The sequence below is a fragment of the Sinomonas cellulolyticus genome, assembly GCF_014656475.1.
In the GTDB taxonomy this organism is placed as follows: Bacteria; Actinomycetota; Actinomycetes; order Actinomycetales; family Micrococcaceae; genus Sinomonas; species Sinomonas cellulolyticus.
This window is the reverse complement of sequence record NZ_BNCM01000004.1, coordinates 223082-247173: the sequence shown is the minus strand read 5'-3', so window position 1 is coordinate 247173 and position 24092 is coordinate 223082. Positions and strand designations below refer to the sequence as shown.

24 protein-coding genes and 1 riboswitch are annotated in these 24092 nt (G+C 71.1%); of the genes, 13 read left to right on the top strand and 11 right to left on the bottom strand.

Annotated features, from left to right (window positions below):
* Positions 1–78 precede the first annotated feature (78 nt).
* The 3 genes from hemQ to hemE all read right to left on the bottom strand — a co-directional run bounded on the left by hemQ (position 79) and on the right by hemE (position 3449).
* Positions 79–795: a hydrogen peroxide-dependent heme synthase gene (gene hemQ / locus IE231_RS07060; protein ID WP_189693226.1), complete on the bottom strand. Its 717-nt coding sequence runs from the start codon at positions 793–795 to the stop codon at positions 79–81.
* 73 nt (positions 796–868) lie between these two features.
* Complete coding sequence (hemG, locus tag IE231_RS07055) at positions 869–2383, bottom strand: protoporphyrinogen oxidase (protein ID WP_189693225.1); 1515 nt, start codon at positions 2381–2383, stop codon at positions 869–871.
* Positions 2384–2387: 4 nt separating this feature from the next.
* Positions 2388–3449, bottom strand: a complete 1062-nt coding sequence (gene hemE / locus IE231_RS07050; RefSeq protein ID WP_189693224.1) for a uroporphyrinogen decarboxylase — start codon at positions 3447–3449, stop codon at positions 2388–2390.
* Between the two features lie 109 nt (positions 3450–3558).
* On the opposite strand from hemE, the gene IE231_RS07045 reads away from it, so the two are divergent.
* The gene (locus tag IE231_RS07045; RefSeq protein ID WP_189693223.1) at positions 3559–4911 is read left to right on the top strand and encodes a glutamyl-tRNA reductase; all 1353 of its coding nucleotides are present in this window, start codon (positions 3559–3561) and stop codon (positions 4909–4911) included.
* Between the two features lie 10 nt (positions 4912–4921).
* Here IE231_RS07045 and moeB read toward each other — a convergent pair whose 3' ends face one another.
* Positions 4922–6106, bottom strand: coding sequence for a molybdopterin-synthase adenylyltransferase MoeB (moeB, locus tag IE231_RS07040; RefSeq protein ID WP_189693222.1), 1185 nt, complete (start codon positions 6104–6106; stop codon positions 4922–4924).
* Between the two features lie 112 nt (positions 6107–6218).
* On the opposite strand from moeB, the gene IE231_RS07035 reads away from it, so the two are divergent.
* Genes IE231_RS07035 through IE231_RS07025 form a run of 3 tightly spaced genes read left to right on the top strand, consistent with a single transcriptional unit; the run spans position 6219 to position 7429 of the window.
* Positions 6219–6848, top strand: coding sequence for a TetR/AcrR family transcriptional regulator (locus tag IE231_RS07035; protein ID WP_189693315.1), 630 nt, complete (start codon positions 6219–6221; stop codon positions 6846–6848).
* Positions 6849–6886: 38 nt separating this feature from the next.
* Entirely contained in the window at positions 6887–7111 is a 225-nt protein-coding gene (locus tag IE231_RS07030; RefSeq protein WP_189693221.1) for a DUF3107 domain-containing protein, read from the top strand.
* 3 nt (positions 7112–7114) lie between these two features.
* On the top strand, positions 7115–7429 hold the full coding sequence (locus tag IE231_RS07025; RefSeq protein WP_229866552.1) for a hypothetical protein: 315 nt from the start codon (positions 7115–7117) through the stop codon (positions 7427–7429).
* A 73-nt stretch (positions 7430–7502) separates the two neighbouring features.
* On the opposite strand, the gene IE231_RS07020 is transcribed toward IE231_RS07025, so the two are convergent.
* The 3 genes from IE231_RS07020 to thiO all read right to left on the bottom strand — a co-directional run bounded on the left by IE231_RS07020 (position 7503) and on the right by thiO (position 9797).
* On the bottom strand, positions 7503–8291 hold the full coding sequence (locus tag IE231_RS07020; protein WP_189693220.1) for a thiazole synthase: 789 nt from the start codon (positions 8289–8291) through the stop codon (positions 7503–7505).
* A gap of 1 nt (position 8292) precedes the next feature.
* Positions 8293–8541 (bottom strand): sulfur carrier protein ThiS, encoded by a 249-nt coding sequence (thiS, locus tag IE231_RS07015; RefSeq protein WP_189693219.1) that lies wholly within the window; start codon positions 8539–8541, stop codon positions 8293–8295.
* The gene (gene thiO, locus IE231_RS07010) at positions 8541–9797 is read right to left on the bottom strand and encodes a glycine oxidase ThiO (protein ID WP_189693218.1); all 1257 of its coding nucleotides are present in this window, start codon (positions 9795–9797) and stop codon (positions 8541–8543) included. The genes thiS and thiO overlap by 1 nt, the downstream gene beginning before the upstream one ends.
* A riboswitch (TPP riboswitch) is annotated at positions 9788–9898 on the bottom strand. (Overlaps the previous gene by 10 nt.)
* 14 nt (positions 9899–9912) lie before the next feature.
* Between thiO and thiE the strand changes: the two genes are divergently transcribed.
* From thiE to IE231_RS06995, 3 genes are read left to right on the top strand one after another with little or no spacing between them, the layout of a single operon-like run.
* The gene (thiE, locus tag IE231_RS07005) at positions 9913–10608 is read left to right on the top strand and encodes a thiamine phosphate synthase (RefSeq protein ID WP_189693217.1); all 696 of its coding nucleotides are present in this window, start codon (positions 9913–9915) and stop codon (positions 10606–10608) included.
* On the top strand, positions 10605–11489 hold the full coding sequence (locus tag IE231_RS07000) for a prephenate dehydratase (RefSeq protein WP_189693216.1): 885 nt from the start codon (positions 10605–10607) through the stop codon (positions 11487–11489). Before thiE ends, IE231_RS07000 begins: the two co-directional genes overlap by 4 nt.
* A 10-nt stretch (positions 11490–11499) precedes the next feature.
* Positions 11500–13080: an RNB domain-containing ribonuclease gene (locus IE231_RS06995; RefSeq protein WP_189693215.1), complete on the top strand. Its 1581-nt coding sequence runs from the start codon at positions 11500–11502 to the stop codon at positions 13078–13080.
* Positions 13081–13168: 88 nt separating this feature from the next.
* On the opposite strand, the gene IE231_RS06990 is transcribed toward IE231_RS06995, so the two are convergent.
* Positions 13169–13555: an ABC transporter substrate-binding protein gene (locus tag IE231_RS06990; RefSeq protein ID WP_229866551.1), complete on the bottom strand. Its 387-nt coding sequence runs from the start codon at positions 13553–13555 to the stop codon at positions 13169–13171.
* 554 nt (positions 13556–14109) lie between these two features.
* On the opposite strand from IE231_RS06990, the gene IE231_RS06985 reads away from it, so the two are divergent.
* Together IE231_RS06985 and IE231_RS06980 are read left to right on the top strand one after the other, a co-directional pair.
* Positions 14110–16008, top strand: coding sequence for a DEAD/DEAH box helicase (locus IE231_RS06985; protein WP_189693213.1), 1899 nt, complete (start codon positions 14110–14112; stop codon positions 16006–16008).
* A 5-nt stretch (positions 16009–16013) separates the two neighbouring features.
* Complete coding sequence (locus tag IE231_RS06980; RefSeq protein WP_189693212.1) at positions 16014–16871, top strand: DNA-methyltransferase; 858 nt, start codon at positions 16014–16016, stop codon at positions 16869–16871.
* Between the two features lie 9 nt (positions 16872–16880).
* Here the strand turns inward: IE231_RS06980 and IE231_RS06975 are convergent, their stop codons facing one another.
* Positions 16881–17258, bottom strand: a complete 378-nt coding sequence (locus IE231_RS06975; RefSeq protein ID WP_189693211.1) for a hypothetical protein — start codon at positions 17256–17258, stop codon at positions 16881–16883.
* Positions 17259–17387: 129 nt separating this feature from the next.
* Complete coding sequence (locus IE231_RS06970; protein WP_189693210.1) at positions 17388–18236, bottom strand: PHP domain-containing protein; 849 nt, start codon at positions 18234–18236, stop codon at positions 17388–17390.
* A 53-nt stretch (positions 18237–18289) separates the two neighbouring features.
* On the opposite strand from IE231_RS06970, the gene IE231_RS06965 reads away from it, so the two are divergent.
* The gene (locus tag IE231_RS06965) at positions 18290–19867 is read left to right on the top strand and encodes an aminopeptidase P family protein (RefSeq protein ID WP_229866550.1); all 1578 of its coding nucleotides are present in this window, start codon (positions 18290–18292) and stop codon (positions 19865–19867) included.
* A gap of 156 nt (positions 19868–20023) precedes the next feature.
* On the opposite strand, the gene IE231_RS06960 is transcribed toward IE231_RS06965, so the two are convergent.
* Entirely contained in the window at positions 20024–21004 is a 981-nt protein-coding gene (locus IE231_RS06960; protein WP_229866549.1) for a YflT domain-containing protein, read from the bottom strand.
* Between the two features lie 86 nt (positions 21005–21090).
* Here IE231_RS06960 and IE231_RS06955 point away from each other — a divergent pair, with 86 nt between their 5' ends.
* From IE231_RS06955 to IE231_RS06945, 3 genes are read left to right on the top strand one after another with little or no spacing between them, the layout of a single operon-like run.
* On the top strand, positions 21091–22365 hold the full coding sequence (locus IE231_RS06955) for a magnesium transporter MgtE N-terminal domain-containing protein (protein WP_189693209.1): 1275 nt from the start codon (positions 21091–21093) through the stop codon (positions 22363–22365).
* Positions 22358–22963 carry a DUF1003 domain-containing protein gene (locus IE231_RS06950; protein ID WP_189693208.1) on the top strand — a complete coding sequence of 202 codons (606 nt, stop codon included), beginning with the start codon at positions 22358–22360 and terminating at the stop codon, positions 22961–22963. The genes IE231_RS06955 and IE231_RS06950 overlap by 8 nt, the downstream gene beginning before the upstream one ends.
* On the top strand, positions 22960–24084 hold the full coding sequence (locus IE231_RS06945; RefSeq protein ID WP_189693207.1) for an Mrp/NBP35 family ATP-binding protein: 1125 nt from the start codon (positions 22960–22962) through the stop codon (positions 24082–24084). The genes IE231_RS06950 and IE231_RS06945 overlap by 4 nt, the downstream gene beginning before the upstream one ends.
* Positions 24085–24092: the final 8 nt, after the last annotated feature.

The following is a 24092-nucleotide window of genomic DNA, read 5'->3' as shown; positions in this document are numbered from 1 at the left end:
TCGCCACGCTCACGGCGAGAGGTGCGGACACGCCGTCGGCCGTGACCTCCTCGGGAGCCGCGGGAGTGGTTCCGGCGCTCACGCGAGGACCTCCGCGATCTCGGCCGCGGAGATGCGGCGGCCGGTGTAGAAGGGCACTTCTTCGCGCACGTGGGTGCGCGCGTCAGTGTAGCGGAGGTGCCGCATCATGTCCACGAGGTCCGTCAGCTGCGGGGCCTCGAGGGCGAGGATCCACTCCCAGTCGCCGAGGGCGAACGCGGAGACGGTGTTCGAGAGCACCTGCGGGAAGTCGCGGCCCAGGATGCCGTGGTCGCGCAGCATGCGCGAGCGCTCCTCGGCGGGCAGGAGGTACCACTCGTAGGACCGCACGAACGGGTAGACCGTGAGCCACGTGCTCGGCTCGACGCCGCGCGAGAAGGCCGGGGTGTGGTCCTTGGCGAACTCGGCCTCGCGGTGCACGCCCATCGCCGACCACGCGATCTCCGTCTCGGCGAACAGGCCGGTGCGGCGGATGTCGCGGACGGCCTGCTGGAGGGCCTCGGCCTGAGGGCCGTGGAGCCACACCATGACGTCGGCGTCGGCGCGCATCGCCGAGACGTCGTAGGCGCCGCGGAGGGTCACGCCGCCCTCGGCGAGGCGGGCAACGAGTGCCTCGAACTCGCTCACGGCGCTGTCAGCGGGAGCGGGAGCGCCGGGGACCCGGCAGAACACCGTCCAGAGGGTGAAGAAGTACGTCTCAGCGGCCTCGCCGCTGCCCGCGCTTTTGGTGACAGAATCGACGGAAGTGTGGCTCATGATGACCAGTGTGCTCCTTTGAGAGGCGGTAAATCGAGTCCAAGTGTTCTACTCAGCGTAGAAGTGAGCAAGGTCATGCGACCGGACCCCGCTCAAGGCCCCTCACGAGGGCCGCTGCCTCGCGGCGCGCGTCCGGGATGACCGCCGCGAGCCCATTCCCGGCAGCCCATCCGCCCACGACGGCGAGTCCCGGCTGGGCGCCGACGAGTCCCCTGATGGCGGCCACCCGCTCGCGGTGCCCGACGGCCGCGAACGGCAGTGCCCCCTGCCACCGCACGACGTCCCATCCAAGGACCTCTTCGGCCGTGAGCGTGACGCCCAGGAGCGCCGAGGCGTCCCGGATCGCGGCGTCGAACAGCTCGTTGTCCGTCTCCGGCCCCCGCCCGTTCCCTGCCACGCCGGGGATCCTGTCCCCCGCGCGCCCGTAGGAAAGGCGCACGACGTGCGTCCCGGGCCCGGCCTGCTCCGCGAGCCACTCCCACTTCGCGGTGGCGTGCGTGAGGGCCTTGGCCTCGATTCCCGGGACCTGAGGCGCCACGAGGATCCCGGTGCCGCGGGGCCGCGCGTCGAGCGGCGGGCAGTCGAGCACGAGCGTGACGAGTTTGACCTGCGGCCCCGGGACGGGCTCGTGCCCCGCGAGGGCCGGAACAGCATCCGAGAGCAGTTCGACGGCGGCCGGCCCCGTGAGGGCCACGACCACGAGATCCGCCTCGTAGGTGTCCTCAGGGCCGAGGAGCGCCTCCTCTTCGGAGCCCTCGGCGGGCACGACGGCGCCGACCCGCCACAGCGTGGCACCGTCTGTTCCGGAGGCCCGCTCGAGCCGCTCGACCCGCTGGCCGAGGATGAGCCGCACACCGTCGGCCCTGAGCCGCGCGACGAGGGCGTCCACCATCCGGTTCAGGCCCCCTCGGATGCCGGCGACGGCGGAGCCCGCCTTCTGCCCGCGGGCGGCACCGCGCTGCGCGGCCACTGCTGCGGCGAGCGAGCCCTTCTCCGACATCAGCCTGCGCAGGCCGGGCGCCACCATGTCGGCGTCGAGCAGTGCGGGGTCGGCCGAGTGCACGCCGCCGACCACGGGTGCCACGAGCCGGTCGAGGACCCTGCGGCCCATGCGCGTCCGGACGAGGTCCGCCACGCTCGTGGTGCCGTGCGGCTCGGGTGCCGGCAGCCACCGGTCCGCCGAGGCGCGGAGGGAGCCCCAGAACCCGAGGGCCGCGCGGACCTCCGAATCCCAGGGATTCGCGGGGATGCCCAGGACGCCGGTCTTGGGCAGCTCGACGGGCCCGTCCGGGAGGAGTACCCACGCACCCGAGGGGTGCGGGGGGACGACGTCGTCGGCAAGGCCGATGTCGTCCACGAGCGTCCGCACGGCGTCGGTGCGCGTCGCGAAGGACTCGGCGCCGCTGTCGAGCCTGAGCCCGGCCACCTCGTGCGCGCCGATGCAGCCTCCCCAGCGGCGGTCGGCCTCGAGCACCGTCACGTCCAGCCCGGCGCGGCGCAGCTCGAGGGCCGCGACAAGCCCCGAGATGCCTCCCCCTACGACGAGCGCTCGGGGCCGGAGGCCGGCGTTGTCGGTGTCCGTCTGCATCGGATCAGTAGGTGATCGAGTGGACGAGCTCGACGACGCGTGTGAGGACGTCGGGGTCGGTCTCGGGCGGGACGCCGTGTCCGAGGTTGATCACATGGCCGGGCGCCGCGGCGCCGCCGCGCACCACCTCGCGCACGTGGGCCTCGAGCACGTTCCACGGGGCCGCGAGGAGCGCCGGGTCGATGTTGCCCTGCAGGACCACCCGGCCGCCCAGGCGCCGGTTCGCCTCGTGCAGTGGCAGGCGGTAGTCCACTCCGACTGCGTCGACTCCCACCTCGTACATGGCCCCGAGGAGCTCGGACGTGCCCGTGCCGAAGTGGATGAGCGGTGCGCCGAGGTCCCGCACGTGGTCCAGCGCCTGGGACGAGTAGGGGGCAACGTGGCGACGGTAGTCGTCGAGGCCGAGGGATCCGGCCCACGAGTCGAAGAGCTGCCCTGCCGAGGCGCCCGCCTCGATCTGCGCGCGCAGGAACGCCCCTGAGGCGTCAGCCGTCCAGGCCATGAGTGCGGCCCACGTGCCGGGATCGCCGTGCATCATCGTCCGGGGCCCGAGGTGGTCGCGCGAGGGCTTGCCCTCAACCATGTAGGCGGCGACCGTGAAAGGCGCGCCCGCGAAGCCGATGAGCGGCGTCGTGCCGAGCTCCGCGACGGTCAGGCGCACTGCCTCGCGGATCGGCTCGAGCGCCGCGTCCGTCAGGCGAGGGAGTGCGGCGACGTCGGCCTCGCTCCGCACGGGGCTGCCGAGCACGGGCCCGACGCCGGGCACGATGTCCACGTCGACACCGGCGAGCTTGAGCGGGATGACGATGTCGGAGAAGAAGATGCCAGCATCCACGTCGTGCCGGCGGACCGGCTGCAGCGTGATCTCTGCCGCAAGCTCAGGCCTCAGGCAGGAGTCGAGCATGCCGATGCCTTCCCTGGCCTTGCGGTACTCGGGCAGCGACCGGCCGGCCTGGCGCATGAACCAGACGGGCTTCCGGCTCGGCCGCCCGCCGCGGTACGCGGTGATGAGCGGCGACTGCGCCGTCCGTCCGTCCTTGAGCGGGTGGTCCGCGGTGAGTGTCATGGGCCGATTCTCTCAAACGCCTTCCAGCCCCTTGGCGACAGCCTGTCATGCAGCTCACGCCGCATTGCACGTTTTCTACACGGGAGCGAAAAGCTATGATGGCAGGGCTGTGGTTGTTTTCTCCCTCACGGCGACTCACGCCGACATTGACCTTGAGACCGTTGCCCAATTGAGCACCGGCGCTGCTGGCGTGGCCGCGAGCGCCACCGCCTCCCCCGCACTCGAGGGCGCCGTGGTGCTGGCGACGTGCAACCGCTACGAGATCTACGGGGAGGCTCCGAGCCCCGAGGACGTCGAGGCCGCGCGGTCCGCCCTCGTCTCCGAGATCAGCGCCCGCAGCGGCCTGGCCAAGGAGACGGTCTCGGGCGCGTTCGCCGTTGCCCAGGGCCGGGACGTGACCCGGCACCTCTTCGCCGTCAGCTCCGGCCTGGATTCGGCGGTGGTGGGCGAGCGGGAGATCGCCGGCCAGGTGCGCCGCGCCCTCATCTCCGCCCAGGAGCAGGGCACCGCAAGCCCCTCCCTCGTGCGCTTGTTCCAGACGGCCTCGAAGACGGCGAAGGAGGTCGGGACGCAGACCGCCCTCGGCAGCCGCGGCCTCTCGATCGTCTCGGTCGCCCTCGATCTCGCGGAGGACCTCGCCGAGGAGCGGGCCTGGACCGGGAAACGCGCCGTGCTCTTCGGCACCGGCGCCTACGCCGGTGCGACGATCGCCCTCCTCAAGGAGCGCGGCGTGACGGATGTCGGCGTGTACTCCGCATCGGGGCGGGCCCAGGAGTTCGCCGCCGCGCGCGGTGCCCACCCCTTGGCGGCGCGGGAGCTTCCGGGGGCCATTGCCGAGGCCGACGTGCTCATCGGGTGCAGCGGATCGGACCATGCGATGGAGGCGGTCGAGCTTGCCGCCATCCGCGAGGATTCGCCCCAGCAGCTCATTGTCATCGACATGGCGCTGACCCACGACTTCGACCCCGCGGTGGGCACCCTCGACCACGTGGAGCTCATCACGCTCGAGTCTGTGCGGCTCGCCGCCCCGGAGGAGCAGGCCGAGTCGCTCGCACAGGCCAGCGCCATCGTCTCCGCCGCCGCCGCGGACTTCGAGGCCGAGCGCCAGGCGCGCCAAGCTGATGCCGCGATCGTGGCGCTGCGCCGGCACACGATGTCCGTGCTCGACGCGGAGATCGAGAAGGTCCGCGCACGCCACGGCTGCACCGCCGCCGCCGAGGAGGTCGAGTTCGCGATGCGCCGGATGGTCAAGCAGCTCCTGCATACGCCGACCGTCCGCGCCAAGCAGCTCGCGGCCGAGGGACGCGAGGCCGAGTACCTGGCCGCGCTCGAGGCGCTCTACGGGATCAGCGTGGCGATCCCCGGCATGGTCGGGGGCCAGGAGACCCCCCACGATGGAACTCCCGCCGATGGCATCGGCGCTGCCGAGGACTGCCCGGCGGACCGCAGCAAGGCCGTCTGACCGGCCCTCCTCAGTAGACGGGCTTCTCCGGCTCGACGTCGCGGACCCACGCGAGCACCCCACCCTCGAGGTGCCTGACATTGCCGAACCCGGCCTCGAGCGCCGCCGCGAGGACGTTCGCCGAGCGGACGCCTCCCTTGCAGTGGAAGACGACCTCACGGTCCTTGGGGACCTCGTCCCAGGCCTCGCCGGACAGCAGCCGGCCCTGGGGGATCAGACGTGCTCCGGGGATCGAGACGATCGAGGCCTCCCCCGCCTCCCGCACGTCGATGAGCTCGAAGTCGTGCTGGCCGGCCTCTCGGGCAGCCAGCATGGCGGCCAGCTCGGGCGCGGAGACGGCGCGGTCGGTGCTCGCCGGGGGCGCTGGCGCGGTGCCGCAGAACGCCTCGTAGTCGGTGAGCTCGGTGATGGGCGCGGCGTCGGGGTCCTTGGCCACACGGATCTCCCGCCACGTCGCCGTGAGGGCGTCGTAGAGCTGGATCCGGCCCAGCAGGGTGGTGCCGACTCCCGTGATGAGCTTGACGGCCTCGGTGACCATCGAGGCGCCGATGGCCGCGCAGAGCATCCCGAAGACGCCTCCTTCACCACAGGAGGGAACAGAGCCGGCCGGAGGGGGCTCAGGGAACACGTCCCGGTAGGTCGGGCCATGCTTCTCCCAGAACACGCTGACCTGGCCGTCGAACCGGAAGATGGAGCCCCACACGTAGGGCTTGCCGAGGATGGCCGCGGCGTCATTGACCAGGTACCGGGTGGCGAAGTTGTCCGTGCCGTCGAGGATGAGGTCGTAGCCGGAGAAGACGTCGAGGGCGTTGGAGGAGTCCAGATGGACCTGGTGAAGCCGCACCTCGACGTGGGGATTCAGGGCGTGCACCGCGTCCCGGGCGGACTCCGCCTTGGGGCGGCCCACGTCGGCAACCGAGTGGATCACCTGGCGCTGGAGGTTGGACAGCTCTACGGAGTCGTCGTCCACAATGCCGATCGTCCCGACGCCGGCGGCGGCGAGATACAGCAGCGCGGGCGAGCCCAGTCCGCCGGCCCCCATGACGAGGACCCTCGCGTTCTTGAGCCGCCGCTGCCCCTCCTCGCCGATCTCAGGGATGATGACGTGGCGCGAGTAGCGCTGCATCTCCTCGGGCGTGAGCTCGGGCGCTGGCTCCACGAGCGGCGCCAGCACGGGGTTCTGGAAGGGGGCCATGCACCCAATCTAGCGGTGCGGCCACGACACGCGGGCGGGAGAACCATGACTGACGGGTAGAGTAAGACTACCGTTTGGGCCACGCTCCACAGGCCCGGACCCCCCGAAAGGCATCGCAGTGAGCACCGAACCGCGGGCATCGACGGCCCGCTCCCCCAGACTTCCCCGCGACGAGAGGCGGGCGCAGCTTCTCGCCGCGGCCCTGGAGGTCTTCGCCTCGAACGGCTACCACGGTGCCGCGATGGACGAGATCGCCGAGGCCGCCCAGGTCAGCAAGCCGGTCCTGTACCAGCACTTCCCGTCGAAGCGGGAACTGTACATCGCCCTGCTGGACAGCCACCTCGGCTCGCTCACGGAACTGATGAAGGCGGCGCTCGCCTCCACGTCCGACAACCGCGAACGCGTCAACGCCGTGATCCGCGCCTACTTCGACTTCATCGCAGCAGACGACCAGGCGCACCGCCTCGTCTTCCAGTCGGACCTCGTCAACGATCCGGACGTGGCCTCACGGCTCGAGACCTTCAACCGGGGGTTCTCGGAGGCGATCGCCGAGGTCATCGCCTCCGACACGAGGCTCCCGCTGGTCGAGGCGCAGCTGCTCGGACGCGGGCTGGCCGGCATGGCCCAGGTCAGTGCTCGCTACTGGCTCGAGAAGTCATCCTCCCTCGAGATCGAGGTCGCGGCAGACCTCGTCTCGCGCCTCGCCTGGAAGGGAATCTCGCGCTTCCCGAAAGAGGCCTAAGGTACTACTAGACCACCGAGACAAGGAGTGCGCTGCACGTGGAAATCAAGATCGGCATCCAGAACATCGCCCGTGAGGTCGTCCTCGAGTCCGCGAAGGACGCGGACGAGGTCGCCAGGATCGTCTCCGAGGCCCTGGACGGCGGCAAGGAGCTGCGCCTCGAGGACGAGAAGGGCCGCCAGATCATCGTGCCCTCAGCCGTGATCGGCTACGTGGAGATCGGCGTGCAGGAGCAGCGCCGCGTGGGCTTCGGCGCGCTCTGAGGCGTGGAGACCGTCTGGTCGCTCGTCATCGTTGTCCTCGTGGTGGCGGCGGCGGGCTTCGTCATGTGGGCCACGGACCACCACCATGACAGGTATGGGATCATGCTCCCGGTGGGCGCCGGGGTGGCGGTCGCGTGCCTCGTGTGGATCGTGACCGTCCTCGTGGGGGCCGGATACATTGCCGGGATGACGTGGATGCCCTGGGTGCTGCCCATGGCACTGGGTGTCGCGACCGCGGTCGTGCTGCCCCTCGTCCTGGGTCGTCGGCGCGGGAAGCACGACGTCGCGGCCCTCACCGACATCCTTCGGCGCAGCTGACGGGAGCGCACTTAGCGGGAGGGTCCGGCCGCTCGGCCGGACCCTCCCGTCCGTTGTCAGAGGAACTGCGCGGTCAGAGGAACTGCGCGCGGCCTTCGAGCGGGCTTGAGGCCAGGGCGTGCTCGCGGCGCGGGATGCGCCCGGCCTGCGAGGCCAGACGTCCGGCCACGACGGCGTGCCGGAAGGCGCGGGCCATCCGCACCGGGTCCTGGGCCCGTGTCACAGCGGTGGCAAGCAGCACGGCGTCGCATCCGAGCTCCATGGCCCGCGCCGCATCAGAGGCAGTGCCGATGCCGGCGTCGAGCACCACCGGCACTCCGGCGCGGGAGACGATGAGCTCGATGTTGTGGGGGTTGAGGATCCCCAGCCCGGTCCCGATCGGAGCCCCGAGCGGCATGACCGCCACGGCACCGAGCTGCTCGAGCCGGCGTGCGAGGACGGGATCGTCGTTGGTGTACGCGAACACCTTGAAGCCGCGGTTCACGAGCTGCTCGGTGGCGTCGGCGAGCTCGATCGCGTCCGGCAGGAGCGTCGTCTCATCCGCGATGATCTCGAGCTTGACCCAATCCGTCTCGAGGGCCTCGCGGGCCAGCTCGGCGGTGAGGACCGCCTCGCGAGCAGTGAAGCACCCGGCGGTGTTGGGGAGCACCCGGATGCCCTTCTCGACGAGCAGGCTGAACAGGGAGCCCTGCTCCGCCGGGGAGTACCGCCGCATCGCGACCGTGGTCAGCTCGGTGCCGGACGCCTCGAGCGCGTCCCCGAGCCCGTCCAGGCTCGGCGCACCGCCGGTGCCCATGATCAGGCGCGAGCCGAGAGGCACGCCGTCCACCACGAACTGGTCCTCGAGAATTGTCTGCGTCATGTCAGCCTCCCTGCATTGCGGTGACGAGTTCGACCGCGTCCCCGGGCGTGAGCGGGGTTGATGCCCAGCTCCCGCGGGGCACCACCTCGGAGTTGAGAGCGACCGCCACGCCGAGGCGGCCGCCGTCCGCCGGTGTGCCGTCCTCGCCGAGCGGGCGGCCCGTCGTGGCGGCCACGAGGGCGAGGACGGTGGGGGGCCGCGGGAGCGCCCGCGCTTCTCCGTTCACGGTCAGCTGGTCGGTGGCCTGCATCAGTTCCCTCCTGTCGCGGCCGCGGGGGCGGCCGGGGCTCCCGCTCGGCGCGGGGCACATCGGTCTGGCGCGAACGCATCCCACCGCGGGTCTGCGCGGCCCTCGAGCAGTCCGACGCACACGTGGGCGGCCACGGGGGTGAGGAGCACGCCGTGGCGGAAGAACCCGGTGGCGATGATGAGCCCCGGGATCTCACCCCGGGTCCCCGGCCGCCCGCCGTCGCCCGCCCGGACGCGGCCGAGCAGCGGCGCGTTGTCGGGGGTGCCGGGACGGGCGCGGGCGGTGGTCTCGTACAGCTCGAGCTCTGCCACCGCGGGCACGAGCGCCTGGGCGTCGCGCAGCAGCTCGTAGACGCCGCCGGCCGAGACGGCGCCGGAGCCGTCCTCGCGCTGCGTGGCGCCGATCACGACCGTCCCGTCCTCGCGCGGGACGATGTAGACCGGCTTCCCGCGCACGAGTCCGCGCACTGTCGCCGTCACGAGGGGCCGGAGCGGCTCGGGTACCCGCAGGCGCAGGATGTCCCCGTACACCGGACGCAGCGGGAGCGCCACGGGAAGCCCTGCGAGCTCGCGCGCACCGAGGCCGTTCGCCACGATCGTCTCCTCGGCCCGCAGCTCGCGCCCATCCTCGAGCACGACGCCGGCCACTCGCCGCGCTCCCCCGGGCACGCCGGCGCTGGGGGCCTCCCACAGCAGGCCTGCGGCGCGCCGGCGGACCACGGCATCCGGACCGAAACGGTCCTCGAGCCGGGCCAGCAGGGCGGCGACGAGCCGGCGCGGGTCCACCTGGTGGTCCGCCTGGATCTCGAAGGCGCCTGAGATCCCGGGCGCGAGCAGCGGCTCCTCCGACCGGGCCTCCCGGACGGTGAGGGGCCGGACTGCGAGGCCGTGGGCCTCTTGGGCGGCCCGAAGGTCCGCGAACGCGGCGCGGTCCGCGCCGTCGGCGGCCAGGCACAGCGTGGGAGTGAGCAGGTAGCCGCAGTCGGGACCCGCCGCGTCGGCGAAGGCGGGCCAGAGTTCGGCTGAGCGCAGCGTGAGCTCCAGGAGCGCTTCCTCCTGGTAGTGGTATTCGCTGACGGCCGCGAGCATCCCGGCGGCGGCGTAGCTGGCGCCGGACCCGGGCTCAGGGTCGACCACCGTCACCCGCCGGCCGGTGCGGGCGGCCTCCCAGGCAATGCCGAGGCCGATCACTCCGGCTCCGACCACGATGACATCGGACCGGACGGCCTCCGGGCGAACACCGCCCCTGTTCTCCATGGTTCCTTCCCTCCGCCGGTATGACCCGGATCAGGTGTGGCGGTCGGCTCTGGCCCTCTCAGCCCGGCACGTCACACGCGCGGGCTCCCGCAGTACTGCCCACTAGTCTAGTTCCATGCTTCCCGCCGACGCCCAGCTGTACGTGTGCACCGACGCCCGCCGTGACCGCGGTGACTTCGAGGAGTTCCTCGAGGCGGCGTTCTCGGGGGGCGTGGACATCATCCAGCTGCGGGACAAGCAGATCGAGGCGGCTGAGGAGCTCGAACTCCTCGAGGTCCTGCGCGCCGTGGCTGAGCGGCACGGCAAGCTGTGGGCCGTGAACGACCGAGCGGACATCGCGCTGCTCTCCGGCGCCCCCGTGTTCCACGTGGGCCAGAAGGACCTCCCGCTGCCTGCCGCACGGCGCGTCATCGATGACTCGGTGCTCGTGGGACTCTCGACGAACGCGCCCGAGCAGGTCGATGCGGCCCGCGCGCAGGCGGGGGCCACGGGCGGCCGCTTGGACTACTTCTGCACCGGCCCCCTGTGGGCCACGCCCACCAAGCCGGGCCGCACGGCCGTTGGACTGGGCCTGGTCGAGTACGCGGCACGCCGCGAAGGCGAGGCCCGTAAGGGCGGCGACTCGTTCCTGCCGTGGTTCGCCATCGGCGGCATCGACCACTCGAACGTGGGCCAGGTGGTCGAGGCCGGGGCGAGCCGGGTCGTCGTCGTGCGGGCGGTCACCGACGCGGACGATCCCGCCGACGCTGCGGCACGCCTCCGCGCCGAACTCCCCGCGCCCGCCGAGGCCGCCGGGCGTCGCGACGCATGACGACGGTCGCGTACCAGGGCGAGCCCGGGGCTAATTCGCACATGGCGGCGCTCGAGGCGTACCCGGGCGCTGAGACACTCGCCTGCGCGACCTTCGAGGATGCCTTCACAGCGGTCACCTCGGGCGCCGCGGATCTCGCCATGATCCCCATCGACAACACCGTTGCCGGCCGCGTGGCGGACATCCACGTGCTCCTGCCGGACACGAGCCTGCAGATCGTGGGCGAGCACTTCCTGCGCATCCGCTTCTCCCTCATGGGAGTCCCCGGGGCCACCCTCGAGGGGGCCCGCGAGGTGCACAGCCATGTGCACGCGCTCGCCCAGTGCCGGGGCTTCATCCGCGCGCATGGACTGGTCCCCGTCGTCGCGGGGGACACCGCCGGTTCGGCCCGCGAGGTGGCCGAGTGGGCCGATCCGGCCAAGCTCTCGATCGCGCCCCCGCTGGCCGCCGAGCGCTATGGGCTCACCGTCCTGGCCAGCGGCATCGAGGACGAGAAGCACAACACGACCCGGTTCGTGGTGCTCGCCCGGCCGCGCCCCTACCCGCAGGCGGGCACGGACCAGTTCGTGACCAGCTTCGTGTTCCGCGTGCGCAACATCCCCGCCGCCCTCTACAAGGCCCTCGGAGGGTTTGCGACGAACGGCGTCAACATGACCCGCCTGGAGAGCTACATGGTGGAGGGGAGGTTCGCCGCCACCGTGTTCATGGTCGATGTGGAGGGGCACCCGGATGAGCCCGCGCTCGCACGGGCTCTCGAGGAACTCGCGTTCTTCTCCACAGAGCTGAGGGTCCTCGGCGTCTTCCCCGCACACCCCCGGCGATTCGACGCGAACACCGCCGCACCGCGAACACCTGGTAGCGGGGGCAGAACCGGGGACTAGGCTGGCGCCCATGGCGCATCGACTCTTCACCCCGAAGCCCGCCGGACCCGGTGCTGGCCCGCTCGCCGAGGCTGGCGGCGCGGCCCTCGCCGAGGCCTTCGCTGCGCTGCGCGAGGAGTTCGAGCTCTCCTCCGGCTACCCCCCGGCGGCGCTCGCAGACGCCGAGGCCGCCATCGCCTCCCTGACGCTGCCGGAGGTGGATGCGACCGACGTCGAATTCGTGACAATCGACCCGCCGACCTCCACCGACCTCGACCAGGCCCTCCACATCGCCCGTCAGGGCGCCTGGTACCGGGTGCGCTATGCGATCGCGGATGTGCCGGCGTTCGTGCGGCCCGAGGGCGCGCTCGACGCCGAGACGCGGCGGCGTGGCCAGACAATCTACGCCGCGGACGCGAAGGTCCCGCTGCATCCCAGCGACATCACGGACGACGCCGGGAGCCTCCTGCCCGACGAGACCCGGGGCGCGTTCGTGTGGGACTTCAGCCTCGACGGCGATGGCGAGGTGTCGGCCGTCCGGCTCACCCGCGCGAGGGTACGGAGCCGGGCGAAGCTGGACTACGCGCAGGTCCAGGAGCAGATCGACGCCGGGAGCGCCCTCGAGCCGCTCATGCTGCTCAAGGAGGTGGGGCTCAAGCGGATCGAGCTCGAGCGCCGGCGCGGCGGGGCGAGCCTGAACCTTCCCGAGCAGGAGATCGTGCCGACGGACGACGGCGGCTACCGGATCGAGATTGCCGCGCAGCGCCCGGTGGAGGACTGGAACGCCCAGATCTCGCTCATGACGGGGATGGCGGCGGCCTCGCTCATGCTGCAGGGGCGGGTCGGGATCCTCCGCACCATGCCGGCTCCCGATGAGAAGTCGCTGCGGCATTTCCGCCGGCAGACCCAGGCGCTGGGAAACCCCTGGGACGGCTCTGTGCCGTACGGCGAGTACCTGCGCTCGCTCGACCCGACCCGGCCTCGCCAGCTCGCCATCCTGCATGCTGCCGCGGCCCTGTTCCGCGGGGCGTCCTACACGCCGTTCGACGGCGACCTGCCGGCAGATCCAGCTCAGGCGGCCATCGCGGCGCCCTACGCGCACACGACAGCCCCTCTGCGCCGGCTCGTCGACAGGTTCGTCCTCGTGCTGTGCGAGGCCATCGCGACGGGCACCGAGGTGCCGGAGTGGGTCCGCGCCGCGCTGCCGGACCTTCCCGGCCTCATGGCCGCCTCCGACCAGCTGGCGGGGAAGGTCGAGCGCGCCTCGCTCGACCTCGTCGAGGCGGCCCTCCTAGTGCACAGCGTGGGCCAGGAGTTCGACGCGGTGGTCATCTCGGGGTCGAAGCCCGCGGCGGGAAGCGCCGCGGGGGCCGGACAAGGCTCCCAGACCGCGCGTCTGGCCCAGCCCCTCGACCGGATCGCCAGCTCCCAGAACGGCCAGGCGGCAAACGGCACAGCCGCACCGGCGGCCAACCCCTTCGGCACCGTCCAGCTCTCGGAGCCCCCCGTCACGGCGCGCTGCGAGGGCGAGATGGAGTCCGGCGCGCGGGTCAGGGTGCGCCTGGTGACGGCGGACGTGCGGACCCGGAAGGTCCTGTTCGAACTCGCCTGATCCCGCCCGGGCACGATTCTGAGGCGACACGAGAAGGCGGGCGATGCCGCCATGGCACCGCCCGCGCTCGGGTTGTCCTCCTGAGGGGCTAGAGGCCGAGGCCGCCGAGCGAACCCAGCAGGTTGTTCAGGATGTTGACGACGCCCTGGAGTCCGACGCCCTTGTCCAGCAGGCCGGCCACGCTGCAGAGAAGGTTGCCGAGCAGGTTGCCGGGGCCCGGCTGGGCGGTGATGTTGAGGTTGACCTGGTTCAGGTCGACAACGAGGCCCAGCAGGTCAAGGTGCAGCGGGCCAAGGGTGAGGCTCAAGACCTTGCAGGCGGTGTTAGTGGTGGCGTTGGTCAGCGTGGTGGTGACCGGGACATTTGTCAGGGGCTGCGAGCCGGTGGCGGTCGTCAGCGTGCCGTTCAGAATGCCCTGGACAGCCAGCTGGCCGTTCTGATTGATGAACTGGGTCGGGGTGAAGGTTCCGGTCAAGCTTCCGACGGTTGTGCCCGCCGTGTTGGTGACAGTCTGATTCACAAGGCTGACCGGAGACGTGGTGGCGCGAGTGGTCGACGCAGCCGGGACGGCCTGGGCTTGAGGTCCGGCGGCCGTCGCGGGTCCCGCGACAGAGACGAGCAGCCCTCCGGCCATCGCAGCCGTAACAAGCGGCGCCAGCAATCGTGTCTTCATAACTCTTGCTCCCATGCGATTGGTGTTGGACGTTTCCCGACGGACGCCTCGGCTGTTATCCGCATCACACCCGCCGACGGGGGTCTTGTTACCCGCCGACACTGGCCATACACAGAAGATGCGCAGAATTCTGAGCCCACCCTCGGTACGCGCTATGATTGGACGGTTATTGGATGCCCGATCGTCCTGATGCGATCCCCTTTCACCCGTCGGCAGGCGCCGGCACCTTGATAGCCCGCGATCGGCTTCCGCTGGTTGGCCGGCGCGCGCTCCTGCTCCAGTCGCTGTGACCCCTGTCATTGGCTGCTGTCGAGCGAGGTCCGCTCGGGCCCCTATGGAGAGGGACCTTCCCCCCTGTGAACGAAGTCCACACCCACGAACTCCTCACCGACGACTCCGGGACGGAGACGCTCGAGACCCAGGAGACCATCACCAACGACGCCCCCGTGCGGCAGGAGAGCCTCAAGACGTTCTCCGACTACGGCGTGGCCCCCGAGATCGCCCAGTCCCTCGCGGACGCCGGCATCCTCAACCCCTTCCCCATTCAGTCCATGACCTTGGGCGTCGCGCTCGGCGGCCACGACATCATCGGACAGGCCAAGACCGGAACGGGAAAGACCCTCGGCTTCGGCATCCCGGTGCTCCAGCGCTCGATCCCCGCAGAGCACCCGGACTATGCGAAGCTCCCGGTTCCGGGCGCCCCGCAGGCCCTCGTCATCGTCCCGACGCGCGAGCTCGCCATCCAGGTGGGCAGGGACCTCACCACGGCGAGCAAGCGTACGACTCTCCGGGTCGAGGTCATCTACGGCGGCCGCGCCTACGAGCCCCAGATCGAGTCCCTCCAGCGGGGAGTCGAGGTCGTGGTCGGAACCCCCGGGCGCCTCATCGACCTTCACCGCCAGCGCCACCTCAACCTCAAGAACGTGCGCACCATCGTCCTGGACGAGGCGGACGAGATGCTGGACCTCGGCTTCCTGCCGGACGTCGAGACCCTCATGGCCGCCGTCCCCGCCGTGCGCCAGACCCTCCTATTCTCTGCCACGATGCCCGGACCGGTCGTCGCCATGGCCCGCCGCTACATGACGCAGCCCACCCACATCCGGGCGAGCGACCCCAATGACGACTCGGTGACCAAGAAGGACATCCGCCAGGTCATCTACCGCGCGCACCACCTCGACAAGGACGAGGTCGTGGCCCGCATCCTCCAGGCCGAGGGACGCGGCCGGACCATCATCTTCACGAAGACGAAGCGGACGGCGGCGCGCCTTGCGGAGGAGCTGATCGACCGCGGGTTCGCGGCGGCCGCACTGCACGGGGACCTCGGGCAGGGTGCCCGCGAGCAGGCCCTCCGCGCGTTCCGCCACGGCAAGGTCGACGTGCTCGTGGCGACCGACGTGGCCGCCCGCGGCATCGACGTCGAGGACGTCACCCACGTCATCAACTTCCAGTGCCCCGAGGACGAGAAGGCGTACCTGCACCGCGTGGGCCGCACGGGACGCGCGGGGCACAAGGGCACGGCCGTCACGTTCGTGGACTGGGAGGACGTGCCCCGCTGGACCCTCATCAACAAGGCGCTGGGCCTGAACGTCCCCGAGCCGGTCGAAACCTACTCCTCGTCGCCGCACCTGTACACCGACCTCGACATCCCGGCCGGCACCAAGGGCCGCCTTCCGCGCGACAAGCGGGTGCTTGAGGGACTCGAGGGCGAGGTGCTCGAGGATCTCGGGGAGCCCGGCCGGAAGCCGCGCCAGGGCGGAAAGCCCCGCCGTGGCGAGAAGGGCCACCGCCGCGAGGAGGGGCACCGGGACGAGAGCCGCGATGAGGGCCGTTCCCGCCGCCGCGGCAAGGGCCACGGCGGCCGCGCCGGCGAAGCTGAGACGCACGACGGCGCCGCGAACCTCGAGACGGGTGCTGCACCCAACGGTGCGGCCGCCGCAGAGGGCAGCGCCCCGGCGGAGGGCGCCGGCAAGTCCGGCCACGGGCACGGCCGCGCCGACCGTCAGTCTCGCAGTGAGACGAAGGGCGAGGGCCGCCGTCGCCGCCGTCGGACCGTGACGGAGGAGGCCGGAGCCGAGGCGACGCACGCGCCGGCCAAGGAGCAGGCGGCGAAGGCGGCCTCCACCGCGCTTGCCGTGCACCTCGTGGAGGGCGAAGACGGCGCGACGCTCGACCGCGGAGTCGCGGCAGCCCGCCGTCGTCGGTCCCGCACGCGGCGCCGCAACGGCGAGGTCGTCTCCCGCACCGAATCCGAGTAGGAGCGGTGGGCAGGTCCGGGCTGTGGTCGCCCGACGGCCCGGACCTCGTGGTGCACGGCGACAACGCCGAGGTGCTCCCGGGGCTTCCCGACGGCGCGTTCACGATGGTCTACATCGATCCGCCGTTCAACACCGGGCGCGCCCAGAAGCGCCAGGAGATGACCATGGTGCGAAGCGCCGACGGGGACCGGATCGGCTTCTCCGGCCAGCGCTACGAGACGATCAAGGGCGCCCTGCAGCGCTACGACGACGCTTTTGGCGACTACTGGGGATTCCTCGAGCCCAGGCTCATCGAAGCGTGGCGGCTGCTCGCCCCGGACGGCACCCTGTACCTGCACCTCGACTACCGCGAGGTGCACTACGCGAAGGTGATGCTCGATGCGATCTTCGGCCGGGACAGCTTCCTGAACGAGATCATCTGGGCCTACGACTACGGCGCCCGGACCCGGCGCCGCTGGCCCACGAAGCATGACAACGTGCTCGTCTACGTCAAGGACCCCTCCGCCTACCACTTCGACACCGACGAGGTGGATCGCGAGCCGTACATGGCTCCGGGCCTCGTCACTCCTCAGAAGCGGGAGCTGGGCAAGCTGCCCACGGACGTGTGGTGGCACACCATCGTCTCCCCCACCGGGCGGGAGAAGACGGGCTACCCGACCCAGAAGCCCGAGGGGCTCGTGCGGCGCATGGTCGCCGCCTCGAGCCGCCCGGGCGACTGGGTGCTGGACTTCTTCGCCGGGTCCGGGACGCTGGGCGCGGTGGCGCAGCGCCTCGGCCGGCGCTTCGTGTGCATCGACGAGAACCCGCAGGCCGTCGAGGTGATGGCCGCACGGCTCCCGTCGGCGCGGGTGGTCAGCGGCTGACGGCGACCCCTACTGCGGGACTTCCTCCTCGCACCCGTGCATGAGCTGGATCCCCTTCGTCGTCTGGCGGTTTTCGAGGACCTGGCCCTTGGAAGAGCAGATCGCGTTGGCCAGCAGCGCATACCCCTGCCCGTTCTGGTAGTTGCCGTTCCTGCCCGGAGTCAGGGGGACGGTTCCCGGCGGGATGAAGGTCCACGCCTGCCACGCCTGGATGTAGGCCCAGTTGCCCTCGAGGTGGACATTGCTGCTGATCTCGGGAACGTAGACCCACTGGGTGCCCGTGTAGGCCGGCCTGCTCAGGTTCGTGCAGTCAAGCGCGTGGGCGGCGGTGGGGATGAGGGTCAAGGCTGCGGCCACGCCGAGCGCAGCGATCGTCTTTCGGAACATCGAAACTCCGTCTCAACTGGTGCGGATGAGACCAACTGTGCTTCCCGGGCAGAGCTCAGGCTCTGCTCCGGCCCCTAGCGACTGCCAGCCTTCCCCCGGCCATACCGGAAGTCAAGCGTCTGGACGAATTCAGGAGCGCACGACGGCGGCGCCGCGGCCCTGCCGCTCGATCTCGCCGAGGACGTCCTCGGCCGTCATGTTCTCACCCAGCCGGTTCGGCTTGCCCGTGCCGTGGTAGTCGGAGGACCCGGTGACGAACAGGCCGTGCTCTGCCGCAAGGCCCATGAGGAACGGCCGCCGCTCCTCGGGGTTGTCCCGGTGGAACACCTCGAGCCCGGCCAGCCCGGCGTCGATCATCTCCTGGTACACGGGCTCGGCGACGGTGCGGCCGCGCGCGGACGCGACCGGGTGCGCGAACACGGGTACCCCTCCGGCGGCCCTGATGAGCGCGACGGCGCGCGCCGGCTCGGGTGCGTAGTGCTGCACGAAGTACCGCGAGCGCGACGAGAGCATGGTGGCGAAGGCCTCGGTGCGGTCCCCCACCAGGCCGGCTGCCACCAGCGCGTCGGCAATGTGCGGCCGCCCCACGGTTGCCCCCGGGGCCACGTGGCGGGTGACGTCGTCCCAGGAGAGGGGGTAGTCCTCGGCGAGGAGGGAGACCATGTGCTCGGCACGGGAGAGCCTGGCATCCTTCGACTTGGTGATCTCCTCGAGGAGTTCCGGGTGCGTCGGGTCGTGCAGGTAGCTGAGCACATGCACGCTGATGCCCTCCGCGGTGCGGCAGGAGACCTCCATCCCGGGGACCAGCGTCACCCCGAGACGCCGGGAAGCCTCGGTCGCCTCGGCCCACCCGCCGGTCGAGTCGTGGTCGGTGATGGCGAGGACGTCGAGCTCAGCTTCAGCGGCGGCAGCGACGAGTTCGGACGGGGACTCAGTGCCGTCCGAGACAGTCGAGTGCGTGTGCAGATCGATCCTCACGCCCCCCACGATATCGCGCTGGACATGACAGGCCCCGGTGGAAGAATGGGACAGTGAATGTTTCAGAACCCCTCGCCGGAGGGCCCGGCCAGACCGCAGAAGCACAGCAGCCCCTCGAGGACCGGGTCAACAACCGGTCGCAGCGCCCCACCTCGGACGCGTTCAGGACGTTCATGGCCTCCCAGTGGGCCCCGGCCGATGACTCGCTTCCCGCGCGGGACGAGGTTGCCGGCTACGCCGCCCGTCGCCGTCGTGCGATCTCCGACCGCTTCCCCGGGGAGCGCCTCATCATCCCCGCGGGCCCCCTCAAGGTGCGCTCCAATGACACCGACTACCGCTTCCGGCCGCACTCGGCCTTCGCGCACCTGACGGGTCTCGGCCTCGACCACGAGCCTGATGCGGTGCTCATCCTCGAGCCCGTGGACAGCGGCGCGACCGACGGCGGTGGCCACCACAGTGCCACGCTCTACTTCCGGCCGCTGGCCGGCCGTGACACCGAGCAGTTCTATGCGGATGCACGCTCCGGCGAGTTCTGGATCGGCGCACGTCCGACCCTCGCCGAGCTCGAGGCCCGGCTCGGGATCCCCACCGCGCACCTCGATGGGCTCGAGGCCGCGGTCACCAAGGGCGTCGGCGCCCCGGAGATCGGCGGCATCTCGGTCCGCCTCGTGCGCAAGGTCGACGAGAACCTCGACGCGCTCGTGGACACCGCCCGGTACAACACGGCGCAGGACCCCGACTCGCTTGACCTGAGCAAGTTCGACGCGCGGGACGACCAGCTCGCAGAGGCCCTCTCGGAGCTGCGCCTGACCAAGGACGAGTGGGAAGTCGGCCAGATGCGGGAGGCCGTTGCGGCCACCGCCGCCGGCTTCGAGGAGATCGTCAGGGCCCTTCCCCGTGCTGTGGCCCATCGACGCGGCGAGCGCGTCGTGGAGGGCGCGTTCTTCGCCAAGGCCCGCGAGGAGGGCAATGACCTCGGCTACGAGACCATCGCCGCGGCCGGCAACAACGCGACCGTGCTCCACTGGATCCGCAACAACGGAGCCGTGCGGGACGGGGACCTGATCCTCGTCGACGCCGGCGTGGAGGCCGAATCCCTGTACACCGCGGACGTGACCCGCACTCTTCCGGTCAACGGCGCCTTCTCGGAGGTCCAGCGCCGCGTGTACCAGGCGGTGCTGGATGCGGCGGACGCCGCGTTCGCTGCCGCGAAGCCCGGAGTCCGCTTCCGCGAGGTGCATGCGGCGGCCATGGAGGTGCTCGCCGCGCGGCTCGAGGAGTGGGGCATCCTGCCGGTCCCCGCGGCAGAGGCCCTCTCAGACGGCGGCCAGCAGCACCGTCGCTGGATGCCGCACGGCACGAGCCACCACCTCGGACTCGACGTGCACGATTGCGCGCAGGCGCGCCGCGAGCTGTACCTTGACGGCGAGCTCACCCCGGGCATGGTCTTCACGATCGAGCCCGGCCTCTACTTCAAGGCGGAGGACCTCGCGATCCCGGCCGAGTACCGCGGGATCGGGGTGCGGATCGAGGACGACATCCTGATGACCGGCGACGGCCCCGTGAACCTCAGCGCCGCCCTCCCGCGCACGCCCGAGGACGTCGAGGCGTGGATGGCGTCGATCCGCTAGCCCACCCGCCGGCTGCCCGGTACCCCGGACGGGACACGAACGACAGGCGCCGCATCAGGAGGGGTCCTGGTGCGGCGCCTGTCATTCGTGCGGCGGCTCTTGTCTGCGCGGTGACGTCCGGCAAGCCTCGCGTGAGGCTACGCGCTGGGGGTGAGGCTAGGCGCTGGGGTTCGCCCCGTCGTCGTGCCTCCGCTCGCGGTCCTGCTCGTCGTCGGGGCGGTCCGCCTCCTGGGACTCGCGCGGCTCCGGCGCCCGGTGCTCCTCGGGCTCCACGCGGACGCCGTACTGGGGGCGGCCATCGGGAAGGTCCTGGTACCCGGGGCGGGGCTCGTGGGCGGGCTGAGCCTGAGGCTGCGGTGCGTCAGGCGCAGGCCGGTGGCCCTGTGGCTCCTGGCCGGACGTCACACCGTAGGGGTCGGTCCAGCCGCTGGGCCGCTTCGGCTCGGAGTCCTGCGGCGGCTGCCACGGCTGGCCGTAGCCGCTGTGCTGGCCTTGGCCGTAGCCGCCCTGCTGGCCCTGGCCATAACCACCCTGCGGGCCCTGGCCGTAGCCGCCCTGCTGGTGGTGGCCCCAGTCCTGGCCCTGCTGCCCGTAGCCTCCGGGCTGGTTGTACCCCTGATAGGTGCCCCAGCCCTGGACTGAGCCCTGGCCCATCGGCAGCTGCGACAGCAGCCGGCGGGCCTCATGCGCCACCTCGTGGCCTACCACCACGTCATAGTTGCTCGCGATCACCTGGCTCGTGGACGTGAAGTCCCGCTTCCCGCGCTGCATCGCATACGTCACGATGCCGAACAGCATGAAGAAGGCAGCGCCCATCAGGACTGAGGTGATGATCGAGAAGTAGCTCCCGTTAGGAGTGAAGAAGGAGAGCAGGACGCCCACGAAGAGGCCGAACCACATGCCGCTCAAGGCCCCGTTGAGGGCCACCCGCGGATAGCTCAGGCGGCCGGTGACCCGTTCTACGAGCTTGAGGTCGTTGCCGACGATCGCGACCAGCTCCACGGGGAACTGCTGGTCGGCGAGATAGTCCACGGCCTTCTGCGCATCGAGATAGGACGTGTAGGAGCCGACGGTTTCGCCCTCCGGGAGCGCGCGGGCAGCGTCGGCGGGCTTGGCGGAACCGAACATGTTGGACATGACCCTATTCTTACCCGTATCGCTGACACGGGAGTGTGATTCCGCTCAGGGTGAGCACCGAGTTTGCGCTGGAGTAGCCTAGTGCAGTGAGTTCAGCCCCCACCCGCGTCTTCATCGCCAGGCTCCTCGGCCTGGACGTGTTCGACCCTGCCGGCGACCGGGTCGGGCGGCTCCGGGACGTCGTCGTGATCCCCCGCGGCACCCGCCCTCCCCAGGCTGTCGGCATCGTGGTCGAGGTGCCCGGGAAGCGCCGCGTCTTCGTGCCCATGACCCGCGTGACGAGCATGGACCAGTCCCAGATCATCACGACCGGCCTGATCAACCTGCGCCGCTTCGAGCAGCGCGGGGCGGAACAGCTCGTGCTGGGTGACATCTTCGACCGCCACGTGACGCTGGTCGAGGACGGGTCCGAGGCCTCCATCGAGGACCTCGCGATGGACCAGCAGCGCAACGGCGACTGGATCGTCAGCAAGCTGTTCGTCCGCCGCCTCCTGGCGGGCCGGGGGCTGCGCCTGCGCCGGGGCGAGACGCTCCTCGTGGACTGGGACGACACGCGCCAGGCCGCAAGCCAGACGCGCGGTGCCGCCCAGTTCCTGGCGACGCACGAGGACCTCAAGCCGGCCGACTTCGCCGACGCGATGCAGGAGATGAGCGACCAGCGCCGCTTCGAGGTCGTCGCCGAGCTCCAGGACGAGCGGCTTGCAGACGTCCTCCAGGAACTTCCCGAGGACGACCAGGTCGAGATCCTCTCAGCGCTCGATCTGGAGCGCGCGGCGGACGTGCTCGAGGAGATGGACCCGGACGACGCCGCGGACCTCCTCGCCGACCTGCCGGCCGAGAAGGCGGAGGAGCTGCTCCAGCTCATGGAACCCGATGAGGCCGAGGATGTGCGCCGCCTCCTGCAGTACGACGAAGGAACCGCCGGCTCGGTCATGACCCCGGTCCCCGTCGTCTTGCCCCCGGAGGCGACCGTGGCCGAGGCGCTCGCGCACGTCCGCCGCGAGGAGCTCAGCCCGGCGCTCGCCTCCGCGATCTTCATCTGCCGGCCCCCGCTCGAGACCCCCACGGGGCGCTACCTCGGCACGGTGCACATCCAGCAGCTCCTGCGGAGCGCGCCGCCGGAGCAGCTCGGGTCGATCGTGGACAAGAACCTCGAGCCTGTCCAGGACCTCGCGACGATCAGCGAAGTGGCCCACGCGATGGCGCAGTACAACCTCAATTCCCTGCCCGTGGTCAACGCGGACGGCCGCCTCGTGGGGGCGGTGACCGTTGATGACCTTCTCGACCACCTTCTGCCCGACGACTGGCGCGTGCACGAGGACGGCGAGCCCGTAAAGAAGTTCGGAGGACGCTTTGGCTGAGCCCCGCAAGCTGCTGCCCGGTCTGGATACGCCCCTCGAGCAGCGGAGCCGGCTCTTCCCCCGCCTCAGCCCAGACCCCGACGCCTTCGGGCGGTTCGCCGAGGGCTTCGCCCGGTACATGGGAACCCCCCGCTTCCTGCTCTACATGACGCTGTTCTGCGTCGTGTGGCTGGGATGGAACACGTTCGGGCCCGAGGAGTGGCAGTTCGACCCGAAGTCCCTGAACTACACGCTGCTGACGCTGCTGCTCTCCCTGCAGGCCTCGTACGCCGCACCCCTCATCCTCCTCGCCCAGAACCGTCAGGACGACAGGGACCGGGTACAGATCGAGCAGGACCGATCCCGCAACGAGCGCAGCCTCGCGGACACCGAATACCTCACCCGCGAGCTCGCCTCCCTGCGCCTGGCCCTGCGCGAGGTCGCCACCCGCGACTTCGTGCGGGCCGAGCTGCGCTCGCTCCTCGAGGACCTCGCGACGGAGCAGGAGGAGCCTGTCCCCGAAAGCCGTCCCGAGCCGAAGCCGCGCAAGGACCGCAAACAGCGCGCGGCGAAGACCCAGCAGATCCCGCGCGTGCGGGAAGCAGGAGGAACGGAATGAGCCGGACGCCGGTATCAGAGGACGCAGTCCGGGCCGCCCTCCACGGGGTCATCGACCCCGAACTCCGACGCCCGATCGACGAGCTGGGGATGCTGGATTCACTGACGGTCGACGGCGGTACGGTCACCGTACGCGTCCTGCTGACCATCGCGGGGTGTCCCCTCCGCAGCACCATCGAGTCGGACGTGCGTGAGGCGCTCGGCAGTGTGCCCGGGGTGGAGGAGACCGCCGTCGTGCTCGATGTGATGACTCCCGAGCAGCGCCAGGCGCTGCGTGAGCGGCTCCGCCCTGAGCGTGGCATCCCGTTCAGCCGGCCGGACTCGCTGACCAAGGTCTACGCGGTGGCCAGCGGCAAGGGTGGGGTGGGAAAGTCGTCGGTCACCGTGAACCTCGCGTGCGAGCTGGCGGCCCGCGGGCTGCGCATCGGCATCGTCGACGCGGACGTGCACGGCTTCTCCGTCCCCGGGCTGCTCGGGGCCACGGGCACGCCCACGCAGGTGGACGACATGATCCTTCCGCCGGTGGCGCACGGAGTGAAGGTCATCTCGATCGGCATGTTCGTCCAGGGCAACCAGCCCGTCGCATGGCGCGGCCCGATGCTGCACCGCGCCCTCGAGCAGTTCCTCAGCGACGTGTACTTCGGCGATCTCGACGTCCTCTTCCTCGACCTGCCCCCGGGCACGGGGGATGTGGCCATCTCGGTGTCGCAGCTGCTGCCGCGCGCCGAGCTCCTCGTCGTGACGACGCCGCAGGCCGCGGCAGCGGAGGTCGCGGAGCGCGCCGGCTCTGTCTCTGCCCAGACTGGACAGACGGTGGCCGGCGTCATCGAGAACATGTCCGGCCTGACGCTCCCCGACGGGACGGTCATGGAGGTCTTCGGCTCGGGCGGCGGCCAGCGGGTGGCCGAGCGGCTCACTGAAGGCCTCGGCGCCCGCGTCGAGCTGCTCGGGCAGGTGCCGCTTGACGTCGCCCTGCGCGAGGGCGGCGATGCGGGGGTGCCGATCGTGCTCGGGCACCCCGGCTCTCCGGCTGCCGTAGCCCTGCGGGCCGTTGCCGATCGGCTCGCCGCGCGGCCGCGGGGACTGGCAGGCCTGAAGCTGGGCGTGACGCCGCTGGGCTAGTCGGACGG